The sequence below is a fragment of the Kitasatospora sp. SUK 42 genome (assembly GCF_015776785.2).
Lineage (GTDB): Bacteria > Actinomycetota > Actinomycetes > Streptomycetales > Streptomycetaceae > Kitasatospora.
The window spans coordinates 121,996-136,759 of sequence record NZ_LFMD02000003.1; the positions used below are offsets into that span (position 1 = coordinate 121,996).

Annotated in this window: 13 protein-coding genes; 5 read left to right on the forward strand and 8 right to left on the reverse strand. The window is 73.9% G+C overall.

From position 1 onward, the window contains the following. Positions 1 to 222 precede the first annotated feature (222 nt). Positions 223 to 669 carry a nuclear transport factor 2 family protein gene (locus tag RZ50_RS10130; RefSeq protein WP_196952150.1) on the forward strand — a complete coding sequence of 149 codons (447 nt, stop codon included), beginning with the start codon at positions 223 to 225 and terminating at the stop codon, positions 667 to 669. Between the two features lie 80 nt (positions 670 to 749). On the opposite strand, the gene RZ50_RS10135 is transcribed toward RZ50_RS10130, so the two are convergent. Genes RZ50_RS10135 through RZ50_RS10160 form a run of 6 tightly spaced genes read right to left on the reverse strand, consistent with a single transcriptional unit; the run spans position 750 to position 7,735 of the window. After that, the gene (locus RZ50_RS10135; protein WP_217680440.1) at positions 750 to 2,015 is read right to left on the reverse strand and encodes a class I SAM-dependent methyltransferase; all 1,266 of its coding nucleotides are present in this window, start codon (positions 2,013 to 2,015) and stop codon (positions 750 to 752) included. Next, positions 2,015 to 3,505: an NDP-hexose 2,3-dehydratase family protein gene (locus RZ50_RS10140; RefSeq protein WP_217680441.1), complete on the reverse strand. Its 1,491-nt coding sequence runs from the start codon at positions 3,503 to 3,505 to the stop codon at positions 2,015 to 2,017. Before RZ50_RS10140 ends, RZ50_RS10135 begins: the two co-directional genes overlap by 1 nt. After that, on the reverse strand, positions 3,502 to 4,449 hold the full coding sequence (locus tag RZ50_RS10145) for an NAD(P)-dependent oxidoreductase (RefSeq protein ID WP_217680442.1): 948 nt from the start codon (positions 4,447 to 4,449) through the stop codon (positions 3,502 to 3,504). The genes RZ50_RS10140 and RZ50_RS10145 overlap by 4 nt, the downstream gene beginning before the upstream one ends. Beyond that, on the reverse strand, positions 4,446 to 5,060 hold the full coding sequence (locus RZ50_RS10150; protein WP_217680443.1) for a dTDP-4-dehydrorhamnose 3,5-epimerase family protein: 615 nt from the start codon (positions 5,058 to 5,060) through the stop codon (positions 4,446 to 4,448). Before RZ50_RS10150 ends, RZ50_RS10145 begins: the two co-directional genes overlap by 4 nt. 60 nt (positions 5,061 to 5,120) lie before the next feature. Next, a complete protein-coding gene (locus tag RZ50_RS10155; protein ID WP_254802441.1) occupies positions 5,121 to 6,332 on the reverse strand; it encodes a class I SAM-dependent methyltransferase in 1,212 nt (403 codons plus the stop codon). A 17-nt stretch (positions 6,333 to 6,349) separates the two neighbouring features. Next, a complete protein-coding gene (locus tag RZ50_RS10160; protein WP_217680445.1) occupies positions 6,350 to 7,735 on the reverse strand; it encodes a P450-derived glycosyltransferase activator in 1,386 nt (461 codons plus the stop codon). A 120-nt stretch (positions 7,736 to 7,855) separates the two neighbouring features. On the opposite strand from RZ50_RS10160, the gene RZ50_RS10165 reads away from it, so the two are divergent. Together RZ50_RS10165 and RZ50_RS10170 are read left to right on the forward strand one after the other, a co-directional pair. Next, complete coding sequence (locus tag RZ50_RS10165; protein ID WP_217680446.1) at positions 7,856 to 8,599, forward strand: NAD(P)-dependent oxidoreductase; 744 nt, start codon at positions 7,856 to 7,858, stop codon at positions 8,597 to 8,599. 130 nt (positions 8,600 to 8,729) lie between these two features. Next, on the forward strand, positions 8,730 to 9,959 hold the full coding sequence (locus RZ50_RS10170; RefSeq protein ID WP_217680447.1) for an acyl-CoA dehydrogenase family protein: 1,230 nt from the start codon (positions 8,730 to 8,732) through the stop codon (positions 9,957 to 9,959). A 55-nt stretch (positions 9,960 to 10,014) separates the two neighbouring features. Here the strand turns inward: RZ50_RS10170 and RZ50_RS10175 are convergent, their stop codons facing one another. Together RZ50_RS10175 and RZ50_RS10180 are read right to left on the reverse strand one after the other, a co-directional pair. Continuing rightward, complete coding sequence (locus RZ50_RS10175) at positions 10,015 to 10,962, reverse strand: aromatase/cyclase (protein WP_217680448.1); 948 nt, start codon at positions 10,960 to 10,962, stop codon at positions 10,015 to 10,017. A 98-nt stretch (positions 10,963 to 11,060) separates the two neighbouring features. Beyond that, positions 11,061 to 12,659 (reverse strand): FAD-binding oxidoreductase, encoded by a 1,599-nt coding sequence (locus tag RZ50_RS10180; RefSeq protein ID WP_217680449.1) that lies wholly within the window; start codon positions 12,657 to 12,659, stop codon positions 11,061 to 11,063. 300 nt (positions 12,660 to 12,959) lie between these two features. Here RZ50_RS10180 and RZ50_RS10185 point away from each other — a divergent pair, with 300 nt between their 5' ends. After that, complete coding sequence (locus tag RZ50_RS10185) at positions 12,960 to 13,949, forward strand: ATP-binding cassette domain-containing protein (RefSeq protein WP_217680450.1); 990 nt, start codon at positions 12,960 to 12,962, stop codon at positions 13,947 to 13,949. Positions 13,950 to 13,951: 2 nt separating this feature from the next. Then, a complete protein-coding gene (locus RZ50_RS10190; protein ID WP_217680451.1) occupies positions 13,952 to 14,737 on the forward strand; it encodes an ABC transporter permease in 786 nt (261 codons plus the stop codon). The last annotated feature ends 27 nt before the right edge of the window (positions 14,738 to 14,764 follow it).

Sequence of the window (14,764 nt, forward strand, 5' to 3'; positions counted from 1 at the left end):
GGGCGGCAACCTCGGGGCGGCAACCTCGGGGCCGCAACCTCTGGCCGGGGCCTCGGGTCTGAGCCGGCCACGGCGTCGGGCTCCGGATCCTCCCGGCCGGCTCCGGAACAACGGTGGAGCCGCGCTGGAGCCGGAGGCGGGCCCGGGCACCAGCCCGGCTCCAAGCGCGGGCGCGAACATCCGGGCAGCGTCCCGCGATCCCGCGGGCGAGGAGGGAGAACCATGACGGACACCGTCAGCCCGGCGCAGCAGGCGTACCCGGCGCTCTGCGCCGACCTGGGGCACTTCTACGCCCGGCAGATGCAGCTGCTGGACTCCGGCGAGGCCGAGGCGTGGGCCGCCACCTTCACCGCGGACGGCCTGTTCGCGCCGCCGTCGCTGCCCGAGCCGGTCCGCGGCCGCGCCGCCCTGGCCGCCGGGGTGCGCACCGCGCACGCGGCCCTGGTTGCCGGGGGCGAGGTCCGGCGGCACGTGCTGTCCACGGCGGCGGTGGAGCACCCGGCGCCGGACGGCTCGGTGCGGGTGCGCTCGTACGTGCAGGTGGTGGCGACCCGCCGGGGCGAGGACCCCCGGCTGCTGCTGATGTGCGTGTGCGAGGACCTGCTGGTCGTCGAGGACGGGCAGTGGCGGGTGCGCGAACGGTACGTGACCCGCGACGACCGGCCCTGAGCACGGAGCGAGGCCCGGCGGAACGTCCTGGTGACGTTCCGCCGGGCCTCGCTCGTCCGGCCGCCGGCGCCGGCGTGCCGTCAGCGCAGCGAGTCCGCCGAGACGATGACGGGCTTCGGGAACGGCAGCACGAACCGGCCGCCGGCCCGCAGGAAGGCCTCCTCCTTGCGCAGGATCTCGTCGGCGTAGTTCCACGCCAGCATCAGGTAGACGTCCGGCGGGTCGGTCCGCGCCCAGTCGGGGCTGCGCACCGGGATGTGGGTGCCGGGCAGCACCTTGTCCTGCTTGAGGACGGTGGTGTCGGTGCAGTACGCCACCTCGTCCGGGCCGAGCCCGCAGATGTTGAGGATCGTGGTGCCCTTGGCCGACGCCCCGTACCCGGCGACCCGGTTGCCCTCCTCGACCAGGGACCGCACCAGGGTGGGCAGTTCCTCCCGGACGACCTGGACGCCGCGGACGAACTCCCGGTAGCCGGCCTCGCTGCCGAGCTCCGCCCGTTCCTCGTCCGCGATCAGCGCCCCGACGGTCGCGCCGACCGGCCGCCCCTGCTCGGTGCGTCCCACGAACGCGAGAAGGGAACCACCGTGCACCGGGAGTCGCTGCACGTCGAACAGACTGAGGCCGTGCCGGGTGAACAGCGTGTCCAGCGTGCGGACCAGGAAGTACGACAGGTGCTCGTGGTAGATGGTGTCGAACGCGTTCTTCTCCAACAGGTCGACCGCGTACGGGACTTCGATGACGAACACGCCGTCGGACGCGAGCAGCTCCCGCACTCCGGCGAGCACCCCGGCGAGGTCGTCGATGTGGGCGAAGACGTGCCGGCCGAGGATGATCCGGGCCGGGCCGTGGTCCCGGCGGACGGCCCCGGCGGTGGCGGCGGTGAAGAACTCGGGCACGGTGGGGACTCCGAGCCGGTCGGCGGCGGCCGTCAGGTTGCGGGCCGGGTCCACGCCGAGCAGCCGGGCCCCGTGCGGGGCGAAGGCGGCGAGCTGCTGGCCGGTGTTGCTGCCGAGCTCCACCACCAGGTCGCCGGCGGCGAGGCCGGCCCGCTCCCGGCACAGGTCGGCGACCCTCGCCATGTGCCGGGTCATGGTCTCGGAGTCCGAGGTGACGTAGCTGTAGGTGCGGTACAGCACCTCGGCGTCGACCACGTGGGTGACGCTCATCAGCCGGCAGGAGCGGCAGGACACCACGCCCAGCGGGTAGGCCGGCTCGTCCACGTAGGAGGCGGCCGGTTCCAGGAAGGCGTTGGCCAGCGGCACGTCGCCGAAGGAGACCACCTCCTGCCAGTCCGAGGCTTCGCAGACCCGGCACCGGGTGACCGGGCGTACGTTGTCGGGGTGCATCACGGCACCTTCCTCTCCACGGTCGGCGCCGGCTCGCCGGGGACGAGCAGGCTCTGCAGGCAGGCCACCAGGCTGCGGGCCTGGATGTTCAGGTAGTGGCTGTGGCGCAGCAGCTCGACGAGCTGGTGCACGGTCATCCACCGGTAGTCGGGATCGTCGGGGGCGACGTCGGTGTCGGCGTCGCTCTCGACGATCAGGTAGCGGTTGCGGGCGTGGTGGAAGCGTCCGCCCTCCTCGGAGAGCACGGACCGGAAGCGGATCCGGCCCGGGTCCGCCGCCTCCACCGCGTCGAGGAAGCGCGGCCGGGCACTGCCCGGCAGGTGCGCGTAGGAGTCGGGGGTGCACTGGACGGTGGGGGCCAGTTCCACCACGTCCGTGTAGCCGGCCTCGACCCGGGCGTGCATCAGGACGTGCAGCACCCCGTCGATGGACCGGGTCAGGAAGGCGACCACGCCGGTGCCGTGCGGTTCGATCATCGGCTGGGCCCACTGGGCGACCTCCCGGCCGCCGGCCTCCACCCGTACGCCGATGACGTCGAAGAAGGCGCCGCTCTCGTGCGAGATCCGCTCCGGGGTGCGGTGCCAGCCGGGCAGTCCGGCGAGCGGGACGCGGCGCACCCGAACCTCGGTGCGGGTGCGGGCCTCGGTGATCCAGCTCAGCACGGAGTCCAGCGAGTGCCGGGCCCCGGCGGACGGGTCGCAGGAGCGGAACAGGGCCGCCCGGAACTCGTCGTCGGGCGGGCCAAGTTCGCGGGCGAGCCGGGCGTCGGCGAACGGCAGGCAGGACAGCACGGTCCGGGCGTCCATGTTGACCAGGTCGTCCTCGGCGAGGAGTCGGTGCAGCTCGCCGAGGGTGAACCAGCGGAAGCCCTCGTGCACCTCCACGTCCCCGTACGCCTCGACCACCATGTTCCGGTTCCGCTTGTGGTGGAAGGCGGAGCCCTGTTCGGACTGGCGCACGTCGACCAGCGGGCCGTCCGGGCCTGGGTCCCGGAACAGTTCCAGGTACGGTACGGGCCGGCCGCCGTGGACGCCGGTGTAGTTGCTGCGGGTGGCCTGCACAGTCGGCGAGATCTGCAGCCCGTTGGCGTTGCCGGGTTCGACCTTGGCCTGCATCAGGCAGTGCAGGATCCCGTCGAACTCCTGGACCAGGATGCCGAGGACGCCGATCTCGGGCTGGTTGATGATGGGCTGGCTCCAGGCCGGCACCGGGCCGTCCGGGATCCGCACCTCCAGGCCCTCCACGGTGAAGAAGCCACCGGTGTGGTGGCGCAGGTTGCCGGTGCCGGGGTCGGTCCGCCAGCCGGCGAGTTCGTCCAGCGGGACCCGTTCCACCCAGGTGAAGGTGCGCTTCGCGGCCTCGGCGAACCAGTCGTGGAAGTCCTGGCGGAAGGCGGGCCCGTCGGGCCGGGCGCGGGCCGAGGCGGCGACGCGCAGGGGGGTGGCGGCGGTGCGCCGCCGGCTCGCGGGTCGTGCGGTTGCTTCGGTCATGCTCGCTCCAGGTGGTCCGTACGGGACGCGTTCCACATGTCCTTGATCGAGGCGGGCAGCTCCACCTGCGGTCGCCATCCCAGCAGCCGGGCCGCGCGGGCGATGTCGGCGAGGGTCCAGTCACCGCCCCGGGAGTCGACCGGGGCGGTGCGCCGCCGGACCGCGCCGGGCGGCGGGGCCGCGGCGGCGACGAGCAGGTCGATCAGACGGCTCACGGGTACCACCTCGCCGCGACCCACGTTGATCACCTGGCCGGTCACCGGGGCGGTGGCGGCCGCGAGGACGGCGCCGGCCAGGTCCCGGACGTCGAGGTAGTCGCGGTGGGCGTCGGCCACGGTCAGCTCGGCCGGGCGGTCCGGGGTGGCGGCGCGCAGCAGGCGGACCGCGGCGCCCAGGAACCCCGCCGCGGCGCCCGGGCCGCACAGGTTGACGACGCGCAGCACCACGCCGTCCACCGCGCCCTCGCGGGTGGCGCGGAGTACCGCCTCGGCGCCGGCCAGTTTGGTGCGGGCGTAGACGGAGCCGGGGTTCGGCGCCCGGACCTCGTCGACGGCGGTGCCGGCGGGCAGCGGTCCGTACTCGTGCACGGAGCCGATCTGCACCAGGCGCGGCGGCCGGGGCGTGCGCGCGCACGCGGCCAGCAGGTTCTCCACCAGCCGGACGTGGGCGCGCTCGTTCTCGGCCGCTCCGGTGACCCAGCCGCCGGCCGCGTTGACCACGGTGTCCACGTCGGCCTCGGCGAACAGTGCGGCCAGCTCGGCCGGGTCCGCGGCGGCGACGTCGAGGGCGTGGAAGCGCCGGCCGGCGGTGTCCGGGGGCCGACGGCGGCGCGCGACCTCGACCACGGGCCGGCCGGCCCGGCCGAACGCGGCGGTCACCGCGCCGCCGACCCAGCCGGTGGCGCCGATCACGGCGACGGCGCCCGTCCGCGGCCCGGCGGTCATCGGGCCGGGCGGCCGCACAGTGCCCGTTCGAGGTCGAGGCACGCGCGGTACTCCGGGAGGGTGCCGCTCTTCTCGGCCGTCTCCAGGGTCGGCGCGGCCCGGTCCCGTTCGGACATGACCGGGTCGACGTCGCGCGGCAGCGGCAGGCCGAGCGCCGGGTCGAGGACGGAGAGCGACAGCTCGTGCTCGGGGACGTACTCGCCGGAGAGCATGTACGACATCACGGTGTCGTCCTCCAGGGCCACGAAGGCGTGGGCGACGCCGACCGGGAAGTAGACGGCGCGGAAGTCCTCCTGGTCGAGCAGGACGGCGTCCGAGCGGCCGTACGTGGGCGAGCCGACCCGGACGTCGATGACCAGGTCGAGCGCCCGGCCGCGCGCGCAGTACACGTACTTGGCGACCCCCGGGGGCGTGAGGGTGTAGTGGGCGCCCCGGATCGTGCCGCGCCGGGAGCGGCTGTGGTTGGTCTGGGCCACGGGGAACAGGGGATGCCCCAGGGCCTCGCGGGCGGCCGTCTCCTGGAACGGGGAGACGAAGAGCCCCCGTTCGTCGGTGAAGACCTCCGGCCGGAACTCGAACGCGCCGGCCACGGCGAGTTGTCGCGACTCCATGTCACCGTCCTCGTTGCTGGTGGTGGCGCCGGCGGGGACCGGCGGTGGGGTGGTGCGGGGTCAGATGACGCGGACCTCCGGCGCGTAGACGATCCAGCGCCCGCCGGACTCGCGGAACAGCCGCTCCTTGGCCGTGATCTCCTCGGCGTGGTTCCAGGCGAACAGCACCACGTAGTCCGGGTAGGGGTGGGCCAGGGCCTCGCTGGGGCGGACCGGGATGTGCGAGCCGGGCATGAGCTTGCCGTGCTTGGCCGGGGTCACGTCGCAGACCCATTCGATCAACTCGGGTCCGATGCCGCAGTAGTTGGTCACGGTGGCGCTCTTGGCGGTGGCGCCGTAGCCGACGACCCGCTTGCCCTCCGCTCGCAACTTCCGTAGCAGCGTAGTCAGTTCGGTGCGGATGCGTTCGATGCGGACGGCGAACTCGTCGAACACCTCGGGGTTGTCCAGCCCCCTGCGCCGCTCCTCGGCGGCCAGTTCGGCCACGGCCCGGCTCGGGGTGCCGCGGCCGGCCCGCTTGAGGGTGTAGCGCAGTTCGCCGCCGTGCACCGGCAGCCGTTCGACGTCGACGACCTCGAAGCCGTGGCGGGCGGCCGCGTTCCGCACCGAGGTCAGGGTGAAGAAGTAGAAGTGCTCGTCGTAGATCTGGTCGAAGGTGGTGCGTTCGAGGATGTCACCGAGGTACGGGTCCTCGAAGACGAAGGCGCCGTCCTGGGCCAGCAGGGTGTCGAGGCCCCGGAAGACGGAGTCGAGGTAGGGGATGTGGCAGATGGTGTTGGCGGAGTAGACCAGGTCGGCGGGGCCGTCGGCGGCCAGGATCGCGGCCGCCGTCGCCTCCTCGAAGAACTCGGAGCGGACCCGGACGCCCTGCTGGCGGGCGAGTTCGGCCACGCCGCCGGAGGGCTCCACGCCGAGGTGGCGGATGCCCTCCTTGGCCAGGGCGCGCAGCATCACCCCGTCGTTGCAGCCGATCTCCACCACGAACGGGTCGGGCCCGCGCAGGTGGTCACGGGACAGCCGGGCGGCGGTCTGCTCGAAGTGCCGCCGCATGTGGGCCGAGCCGGACGAGTGGTAGGGGTAGGCCTCGTGGAACATGCGGTCCCGGGCGACCTCCTCCAGGAGCTGGGTCATGCCGCAGGACTCGCAGATGCCCACGGCGAGCCGGAAGAAGTACTCCTCGTCGACCCGTTCCGGGTCCACGAAGGCGTCGGACAGTGGTTGGCGCCCGAAGTCGAAGAACTGACGGACGGGTCCTCCACAGACACGGCACATGGGGCCTTCCTCGGGATTCATCGGGCCCGGGGCAGGATCTGCCGCCGGACGGTTCCGTGGCGGGCGGCGGGGAAGCGGAGCACCCCGCTGGTGATCGGTGAGCGGAGCCGGCGCAGCACCTCGCCGGTACGGGTCAGGTCGGGCAGCTCCGCGGCGAGGGCCCGCAGGGCCGCGTCGGCCGCCAGCCGCGCCGCCGGGCCGACGAGACCACCGTGGTGGCCGTCCTCGGGAAGCAGCCGGCGGTCGTGGGCGGGCCGGCGGAGGTCGAACCGGTCGGGGTCGGGGTGCCGCCGGGGGTCGCGGTGCGCGGCCTCGACCAGCACCACCACCTCCTCACCGGCGGCCACCCCGGTCCCAGCGAGTTCCAGGTCCTGCCGGGCGTGCAGGCGGCGCAGCCGGACCGGCGGCGCGTGCCGCAGGGTCTCGGCGACGCAGGCGGTGGCGAGCCCGGGGTCCTCGACCAGGGCCCGCCACTGCTCGGGGTGGTCCAGCAGGAGGGCAAGCGCGTTGCCGACCAGCGTGGTGGTGACGTCGACGCCGACCGTCGCGAGCAGGACGCTCACGGTCAGCACTTCGTCGGCTGCGGCCGCCGGACGCCCGTCCGGCGACGGGAGCCGCAGCAGCCGGCCGGACAGGCCGCCCCCGGTCGCACGCCCGACCGTCTTCCCGGCGTACGTGTTCCCGGCGACTGCCTTCTCGGCGTCCGCGACCGTCTCGGCGAGCAGGGCGCGGAGTTCGGGCAGGGCGGCGCCCAGCCGGCGGGCGGTGTCCAGCCTGGGCGGGCAGAGCGTCGCGTCCAGCGCTCCGGCAGTCGCGCCGCACAGTTCGGCGAAGCGCTCGGCCCGGTGCCGCGGCAGCCCGAGCAGCACCCGAGCCGTCTCGGTGGTGGCCGGCCGGATCAGGTCGTCCACCAGGTCGAACCGCTCGCCGAGGGCAGCCGCCCGGCTCCGGTAGGCCCGTACGGCCGGTGCCCGCAGGCGGCCCACGGCCCGTTCGCCGAGGACCGGTTCGGCCCAGCGCGCCAGCCGCTCGTACTCCTCGCGGTCGAGTCCGGTGGGCAGTTCGGCGAGCGGCAGCACCTCGTGCAGGGCGGGAACGTCCCAGGGCGCCGGTTCGCCGGCCGGCTCACCGGCCGGGGTGGCGGCCCCCGGGGACCGGGGCGTCAGCCGCCGGTCGGCCAGCGCGGCGGTGGCCACCTCGTGGTCCGCCGTCACCCACGCCTCGGCACTGCTGCGGTACAGGGGGCCGCGCTCGCGGACCCGCCGGCCCAGTTCGGCGCGGTCGTCGCCGGCCGCACGGAGCAGCAGCGCGTACGGATCGCCCTTGGTGCCCAGGATCCACTGCACGCCGCGCAGGGTCAGCAGCACACGCCCCAACTCGCCGTCGGTCATGCTCGCTGTCATGAGGAAGGACGTTAGGCAGGCCCCCTCGATCACCCCTCGACTTCCCGTGGCCGGGTCCGGGCGGGCCTTCGAGCCGGGCACGAGGGGGGCGTGGCACCCACGCCCTAGGGTGACGCGGTCATGGACATCATCGGCAAGGGATTCATCGCCCGGTACCTGTGGCCGCTGCGCGAGGCCCACCCCGGGGTGACGGTGCTGGCCGCGGGCGTGCCCCGCCAGCACCTGCCGGACTCCGAGCACGAGCGGGAGGCCGCGCTGGTGCGGGACACGGTCGCGCGCTGCCGCAACCGGGGCGACCTGCTGGTCTTTCTCTCCACGGTGAGCATGTACGGCGGCCCGGGCTGCCGGGGGCGGGAGGACGACCCGCTCGTCCCCAGCACCCGCTACGGCCGGCACAAGCACGCTCTGGAGACCGTGATCCGGGAGTCCGGCGTCGAACACCTGGTGCTGCGCCTGGCGTACGTCCTCGGGCCGCACGAGCCCGACTTCCGGCTGGTGCCGGCCCTGCTGGCGCAGGTCAGGGCGGGGCTGGTCCGGGTGCACCCGGGGGCCCGGCGCGACCTGCTGCACGTGGCGGACTTCGTCCGGCTCGTGGACGGGCTGCTCGCCGCGGGTGTGCGCAACGAGACGGTGAACGTGGCCTCCGGCGACTGCGTGGACGTCCGGGACCTGGTGGTCCACCTGAAGCGGCGGCTGGGCCTGGAGGCGGCCGAGGAACTCGTCGGCGGCGGGGACAGCGCCTTCTCGCACTGCCCGTCGGTGGCGAAGCTTCGGCGGCTGGTGCCCGGGTCGGCCGGGCCGCCCTTCGGGCCCGGCTACCACCGGCGGGCGCTGGACCGCTATCTGCGGGAGACCGGTGCCTGACCGGCCGGACCGGCCGAACTCCAGGACGGGGCAGCGGCTTTCGAACGGTCGTCGAACCGCACCGGACATCATCGAGGCCGTCCCGATCGCACCGGGCGGCCGGATGTCGAGCGAAGGAAGCGGGAACGCGATGGCGACACACAACGGGTACCGGGCGGTCACGGCGGACCTGCGCACGCCGAGGACCGCGGCCGGCCGGGCCCTGATGGACCAGCTCACCGGGCACCTGCACGCGATCCGGGACGGCGCCCGGCAGGCCGACCGGGAGGGGGTCTTCCGCACCGAGGTGTTCGCGGCCCTTCGCGCCGGCGGCGTGCTCGGCGCCACCGTGCCGCGGGAGTTGGGCGGCCTGGGCGTCACCTCCCTGCACGACGTCGCCCTGGCACTGACGACGGTCGCCGAGGCGGACGCGTCGACCGCGCTGGCGCTGCACATGCAGCTCAGCCGGGGGCTGACCTTCACCCACGAGTGGCGGCACGGCGACGACGGGCCGCGGGCGCTGGCGGAGCGGCTGCTGCGCGGCATGGGCTCGGGCGAGGCCGTGGTGTGCACCACCGTCAAGGACGCCCCCGGCGGCCGGGTGGTGACCAGGCTGCGGCCGGCCCCGGACGGCGGCTGGGTGCTGACCGGCCGCAAGACCCTGGCGAGCATGGCGCCGTTCGCGACCGACTTCGTCGTCTCTGCGCAGGTGGAGGTGGCCGGCGTGGCCCGCTCGGCGGCGGCCGTGCTGTCGCGCGGGACCCCGGGCCTGACCGTCCTGGACAACTGGGACGGGCTGGGTATGCGGGCCTCCGGCACCGTGGACGTCGTGCTGGAGGACTGTCCGATCCGGGCCGGGGACGTGTTCCTGCGCGGGCCTGTCGGGGAGCAGTCGGACGCGTCCCTGGCGGGCCAGACGGTCAGTTCGATCACCATGCTGGGGATCTACGCGGGGGTGGCACAGGCGGCGCGGGACGTCGTGGTGGCCGAACTCGCCAAGCGGGGCGGGCTTTCGGCGGCGGGGGCCGCGACGCGCACGCTGCTCGCGGAGATCGAGGCCCGGCTGTACGCGCTGCGCACGACGGTGGCGGGCACGCTGTCGGTGGCGGACTGGCTGGCGTACGGCTTCGACGGTGATCCGGCGGAGCGCGGGCGGCGCATGATGGCCGACTTCCAGTGCGCCAAGCTGATGGTGAACCGGCTGGCGCCCGACATCGTCTCGGACTGCCTGGTGGTGATCGGCGGCGCCTCCTACGCGGGGGCGCATCCGCTGTCGCGGCTCTACCGGGACGTGCGGGCGGGCGCGTTCATGCACCCGTTCACCTATCCCGACGCGGTGGACTGGCTGTCCGAGGCGGTGCTCGGCGGCCCGAAGGCGTGAGTGACGGGTGAGGGGAGGGCCGGCTGTCCCGGCCCTCCCCTCACCCTTGGTCGTGCTACGCCCGCGGTCGGCCGGCGTGCGCCACGGCGTGCTCCATGGTGGTGGTGCTGTTGCGGCCCAGCGCGTCGCGCACGAAGGCGCGGGCGTCGGCGAGGGTGGCATCCGGTCCGAGGACGGCCGGGACGGCCTCCTCGTTGAGGACCACGGTGTGCACGGAGGTGATCCGGGCCCCTTCGCCGTCCACCCGGAACAGCCACTGTCCGGTGTGGGCGGTCATCAGCGCGGGGGTGCGCAGCTGTTTGTAGACGATCCGGTCGTGCGGGAAGCAGATCCGGACGGACCGGGTGGTGTGGGTGGAGCCGTCCGGCGCCCGGGTGTCCATCTCCAGGACTTGGAGGCCTGGTTGATTCTCCGTCAGCTCCGCGCTGGCCACGTGCGGCAGTCGCTCGGGCCAGCGGTGCGCCTCGTCGATGAAGGCGAAGGCGGCCTTGACGTCGCCGTCGAAGGCGATGGTGTCCTCGAAGGTGAGCACCAGGCCGGCCCCGGCCTCCTCGCGTTCGACGGCGGTGCGCAGGGCCGCGAGTTCGGCGCCGCTGTTGTGGTCGACCGCCCGCTGGATCCAGGCGACGTTCTCGGCGTCGTCGTCGACGGCCCGGAAGTCGTGCAGCAGACGCACCCGGGTCTCGGTGCCGGTGAGCGGCTCGACGATCCACTCCCCGCCCATGGCGGACACCGGGGGCTGGGAGACCTCCTGCCGGAAGCGGACGCTGAGCCGGCTGGGGTCCAGCAGCCGCCGCGAGGTCCAGGTCTTCACCTCGCCGTTGGCGGTGGCCCAGATCCGGATGCGTTCCTCGGTGTCGCCCCGTTCGACGTGTTCGACGTGCACGGTGGGCGGGAAGGTCTCCGGCCAGCGGCCGACGTCGGCGATCAGGTCGTAGACGCGCCACGGGGACGCGGACACGGTGATCGAGTGTTCGGTGTGGTGGGTTCCGGGACGTGACATGGTCCTCCTCCAGCTCCGCTGTCGGTCAGCGGAGCCAGGGTCGGGGCCGGCTCTGGTCGGTGACTCGAAAACCGCTGGGCTGGGCTCACCGCCGTCCGTCAGCCGGCCGGCCGGATGCCCAGGTCGTGGTGGAACAGGTCCAGCGGGTCCCAGCGTTCCTTGACCCGTTGCAGCCGCCGGTGGTTGTCCCGGTAGTAGAGGGCGCTCCACGGCACGCCCGAGATGTTCCAGCCGGGGTCGGCGAGGTCCGTGTCCGGGTAGTTGACGTAGGCGCCGCCGTTGGCCTCGTTCGGCACCGGGACGCCGCCGGTGTCGGCGTGCAGCTCCCGGTAGAGGCCGCGCACCCAGGCCAGGTGGCGTTCTGTCTGCTCCGGCTCGCCCCACAGGGTCTCGTGGACGACGCTGAACAGGCTGTCCCGGTGGGGCAGGGCGGTGGCGTCCTGGGGCACGGTGTTGATCCGTCCGCCGAGGAAGGTGAGGTAGACGCCGGCGGTGGAGAACTCCTCGCCGCCCCGGTTCAGGTGGTCGTGCAGGACCGCGATCTGCCGGTCGGACCAGGGTTTGCGCAGCAGGGTGGACTTGGACTTGAACCGGGCGCCGCCCGGCCACTGCACCACGCCCAGCACCGACTTCAGCCACGGCGTCACGGCGGTGGTCGCCGTGTGCGGGACGCCGGCCGCGACGGTCAGTTCGGCGGCGAAGGCGTCCAGGAGTTCCCGGGCGCGGGGGCGGGAGGCGTCGAGGGCGGCGTCCACCGAGACCCGCCCGGCGGCGCGGTGGCCGAGGGTGAGGCCGCTCGACAGGTCGGCGTAGGGCGTGTCCGTACCGGCGTGCCGTTGGTGCCAGTCCCCGTGGGCGCGCAGCAGCCGGGCGAACGCCTCCTGGTTCAGGTCCTGCCACTGCCAGCCGAGGGACACCGAGCGTACCGCGGTCGGCGGCTTCGGCAGCAGGTCGCCCGGCGCGCCGGCGGCGCCCGGCGACCGGAACAGGTAGCGGGTGACGACCCCGAAGTTACCTCCTCCGCCGCCGGTGTGGGCCCACCACAGCTCACGCTCGGGCCCGGTGGAGTCCCGGGTGGCGGTGACCAGGCGGGCCCGGCCGGACCGGTCCGCGACGACGACCTCGACACCGTGCAGGTGGTCGACGACCAGCCCGTACCGGCGGGACAGTGCCCCGTAGCCGCCGCCCGCGACGTGGCCGCCCACCCCGACGCCGGGGCAGCTGCCGCCCGGCAGGGTCACGCCCCAGCCCAGGTAGAGCGTGCGGTAGACCCGCCCGAGGGTGGCGCCGGCCGCGACGGCGAAGAGCTGCCGCTCCGGGTCGTGGGAGACGTCCGTCATCTCCGAGACATCGATCAGGACCCGGACGGCCGGGTCGTCGACGAAACCCTCGAAGCAGTGGCCGCCGCTGCGGACCGCGATCCGCTTGCGGTCCCGCGCGGCCTGCCCGACCGCGGCAACCACCTGCCCGGGCGAGCCGACCAGGTGCACCACGTCCGGGGAGCCGGTGAAGCGGCCGTTGTGCCCGCGGGTGGTGAGTTCGGTGTAGCGGGGGTCGTCCGGGCCGAGGACCACCGGCCCCAGGGTGACCGGCGCTGCGGCCGCCGGCGTGGCGGCGACGGCCGGAACGCCGAGCAGCGTGGCTCCCCCGGCCATCGTGGAGAGTTCCATCAACCGTCTGCGCGTGAGTCCTGCCATGGGGTTCACCGACCTTCCCGTGCGGCCTGCGGCCGATCGTCCGTCGGCGATCAGCCTGGGGTCCGTCGCTGGCGGGCCGGTGGAGGGTCGCTGGTACGCGGCGCGCTCGAACGGGATTCCGAGGGCGGGAAGGAGACTGTCAGCGGTCCTGACAGTGACGTTATTGACGCTTCTAAGCTCTCAGAAGTCAAGAGCCCGGAGCAGCTGACTTCTCCTCCGCCTGCCCGGGGCCGCTCCGATCGGCCCCGCCCGGCAGCCGTGACCTCCGCGCCCCCTCCACGCCCCCGTACGGGAGACCTCATGATCCACACCCGCGGACTCACCCGAAGTTTCCGCGCCAAGGGAGAGACCGTCGAAGCCGTCCGCGGTCTCGACCTCGACATCGAGGCCGGCTCCGTGGTGGCCTTCCTCGGCCCGAACGGCGCCGGGAAGACCACCAGTCTGCGGATGCTCACCACCCTGCTCCCGCCGACCGCGGGCACCGCCACCGTCGCCGGGCACGACGTGGTGGCCGACCCTGCCGGGGTGCGCCGCCGGATCGGCTACCTCGGCCAGGGCAACAGCGCCGGCACCGGCTTCCGAGTCATGGACGAACTCGTCACCCAGGGCCGCGCGTACGGCCTGCGCCGTGCCGAGGCGCACGCCCGGGCCGAACGCCTGCTGGACGCCCTCGAACTGGAAGGGCTGGCCCGGCGGACGGTCGGCACCCTCTCCGGGGGCCAGCGCCGCCGGCTCGACATCGCCATGGCCCTGGTCCACGAACCGGCCCTGCTCTTCCTCGACGAGCCCTCCACCGGGCTCGACCCGCACAGCCGCGCCAACATCTGGGAGCACGTGCTGCGCCTGCACAAGGACCTCGGCGCCACCATCGTCTTCACCACCCACTACCTGGAGGAGGCCGACCTGTGGGCCGGGCGGGTGCTTGTCGTCGACCACGGCCGAGTGATCGCCGACGACTCCCCGGAACGCCTCAAGGCCGAACTCGCCGGTGACCTCATCACCTTCACGACCGCCGACCCCGCCGACACCGGCCCGGCCGCCACCCGAGCCCGCACCCTGCGGGCCGTTCGGGAGGTGACCGTCGAGGACCGGGAGGTGCGGGTCCGGACCTCCGACGGCGACGTCCGGCTGCCGGAGCTGCTGCGCGACCTCGACGCGGCCGGGATCCGGGTGCACAGCACCCGGCTGGCCCGCCCCACCCTCGACGACGTCTTCCTCACCCTGACCGGCCGCACCCTCCGGGAGAGCGCCGACGCCGACATCCCGACCACCCCTCACCAGGGAGCCTGACCATGAAGGTGCTCACCGACACCCGCACCGCGTTCGCCCGCGAACTCAAGCCCGAACTGCGCCAGCCCGTCGGCCTGCTCTTCACGATGATGCTGCCGTTCCTGCTGCTGGCCCTCTTCGCGCCGCTGCTCTCCAACTCGGGCGCGGGCCCGGGCGCGGGCGGCGGGCCGGCCGGCGCGGGCTCGCCCTGGCAGTGGTTCGTCCCCGGCATGCTCGTCCTGCTCGGCCTGTCCGCCACCGCGGGGGCGGGCGCCTCGCTGCTCAACGAGATCTCCTCGGGCGCCTTCGAGCGGCTGCTCGTCACCCCGCTCAACCGGGCCGCCATGCTGGTCGGCCGGACGCTGAAGGAGGTCGTGGTCCTGCTCACCCAGGCCCTGCTGATCCTCCTCCTGCTGCTGCCGACCGACTTCCGGCTGCACCTGCCGGGCGCCCTGGCCGGGCTCGTGCTGCTGGGCGTCTTCGGCGTCGGCATCGGCGCGCTGTCCTTCACCCTGGCGCTCCACTCCCGCCGCCGGCAGACCCTGTTCTACGGGGTACAGCAGGTGGTCTTCTTCCCCCTGCTGCTGCTCTCCGGGGTGCTGCTGCCGATCACCGAGGCGGCCGCGCCGACCTGGCTCTACGTGCTGAGCCGGATCAACCCGGTGACCCACGTGGTCGAGGCCGAACGCGCTCTGTTCGACGGGCAGTTGATCGAATCGGTGGTGCTGTACGGATTCCTCGCGGCCGGCGCCATCGCCATGCTGGGCGTCACGGCCGGGATCCGCGGCATGCGCAACGCCTCAGCGTAGTAGCCACTTCTGACGAAGCATCATCTC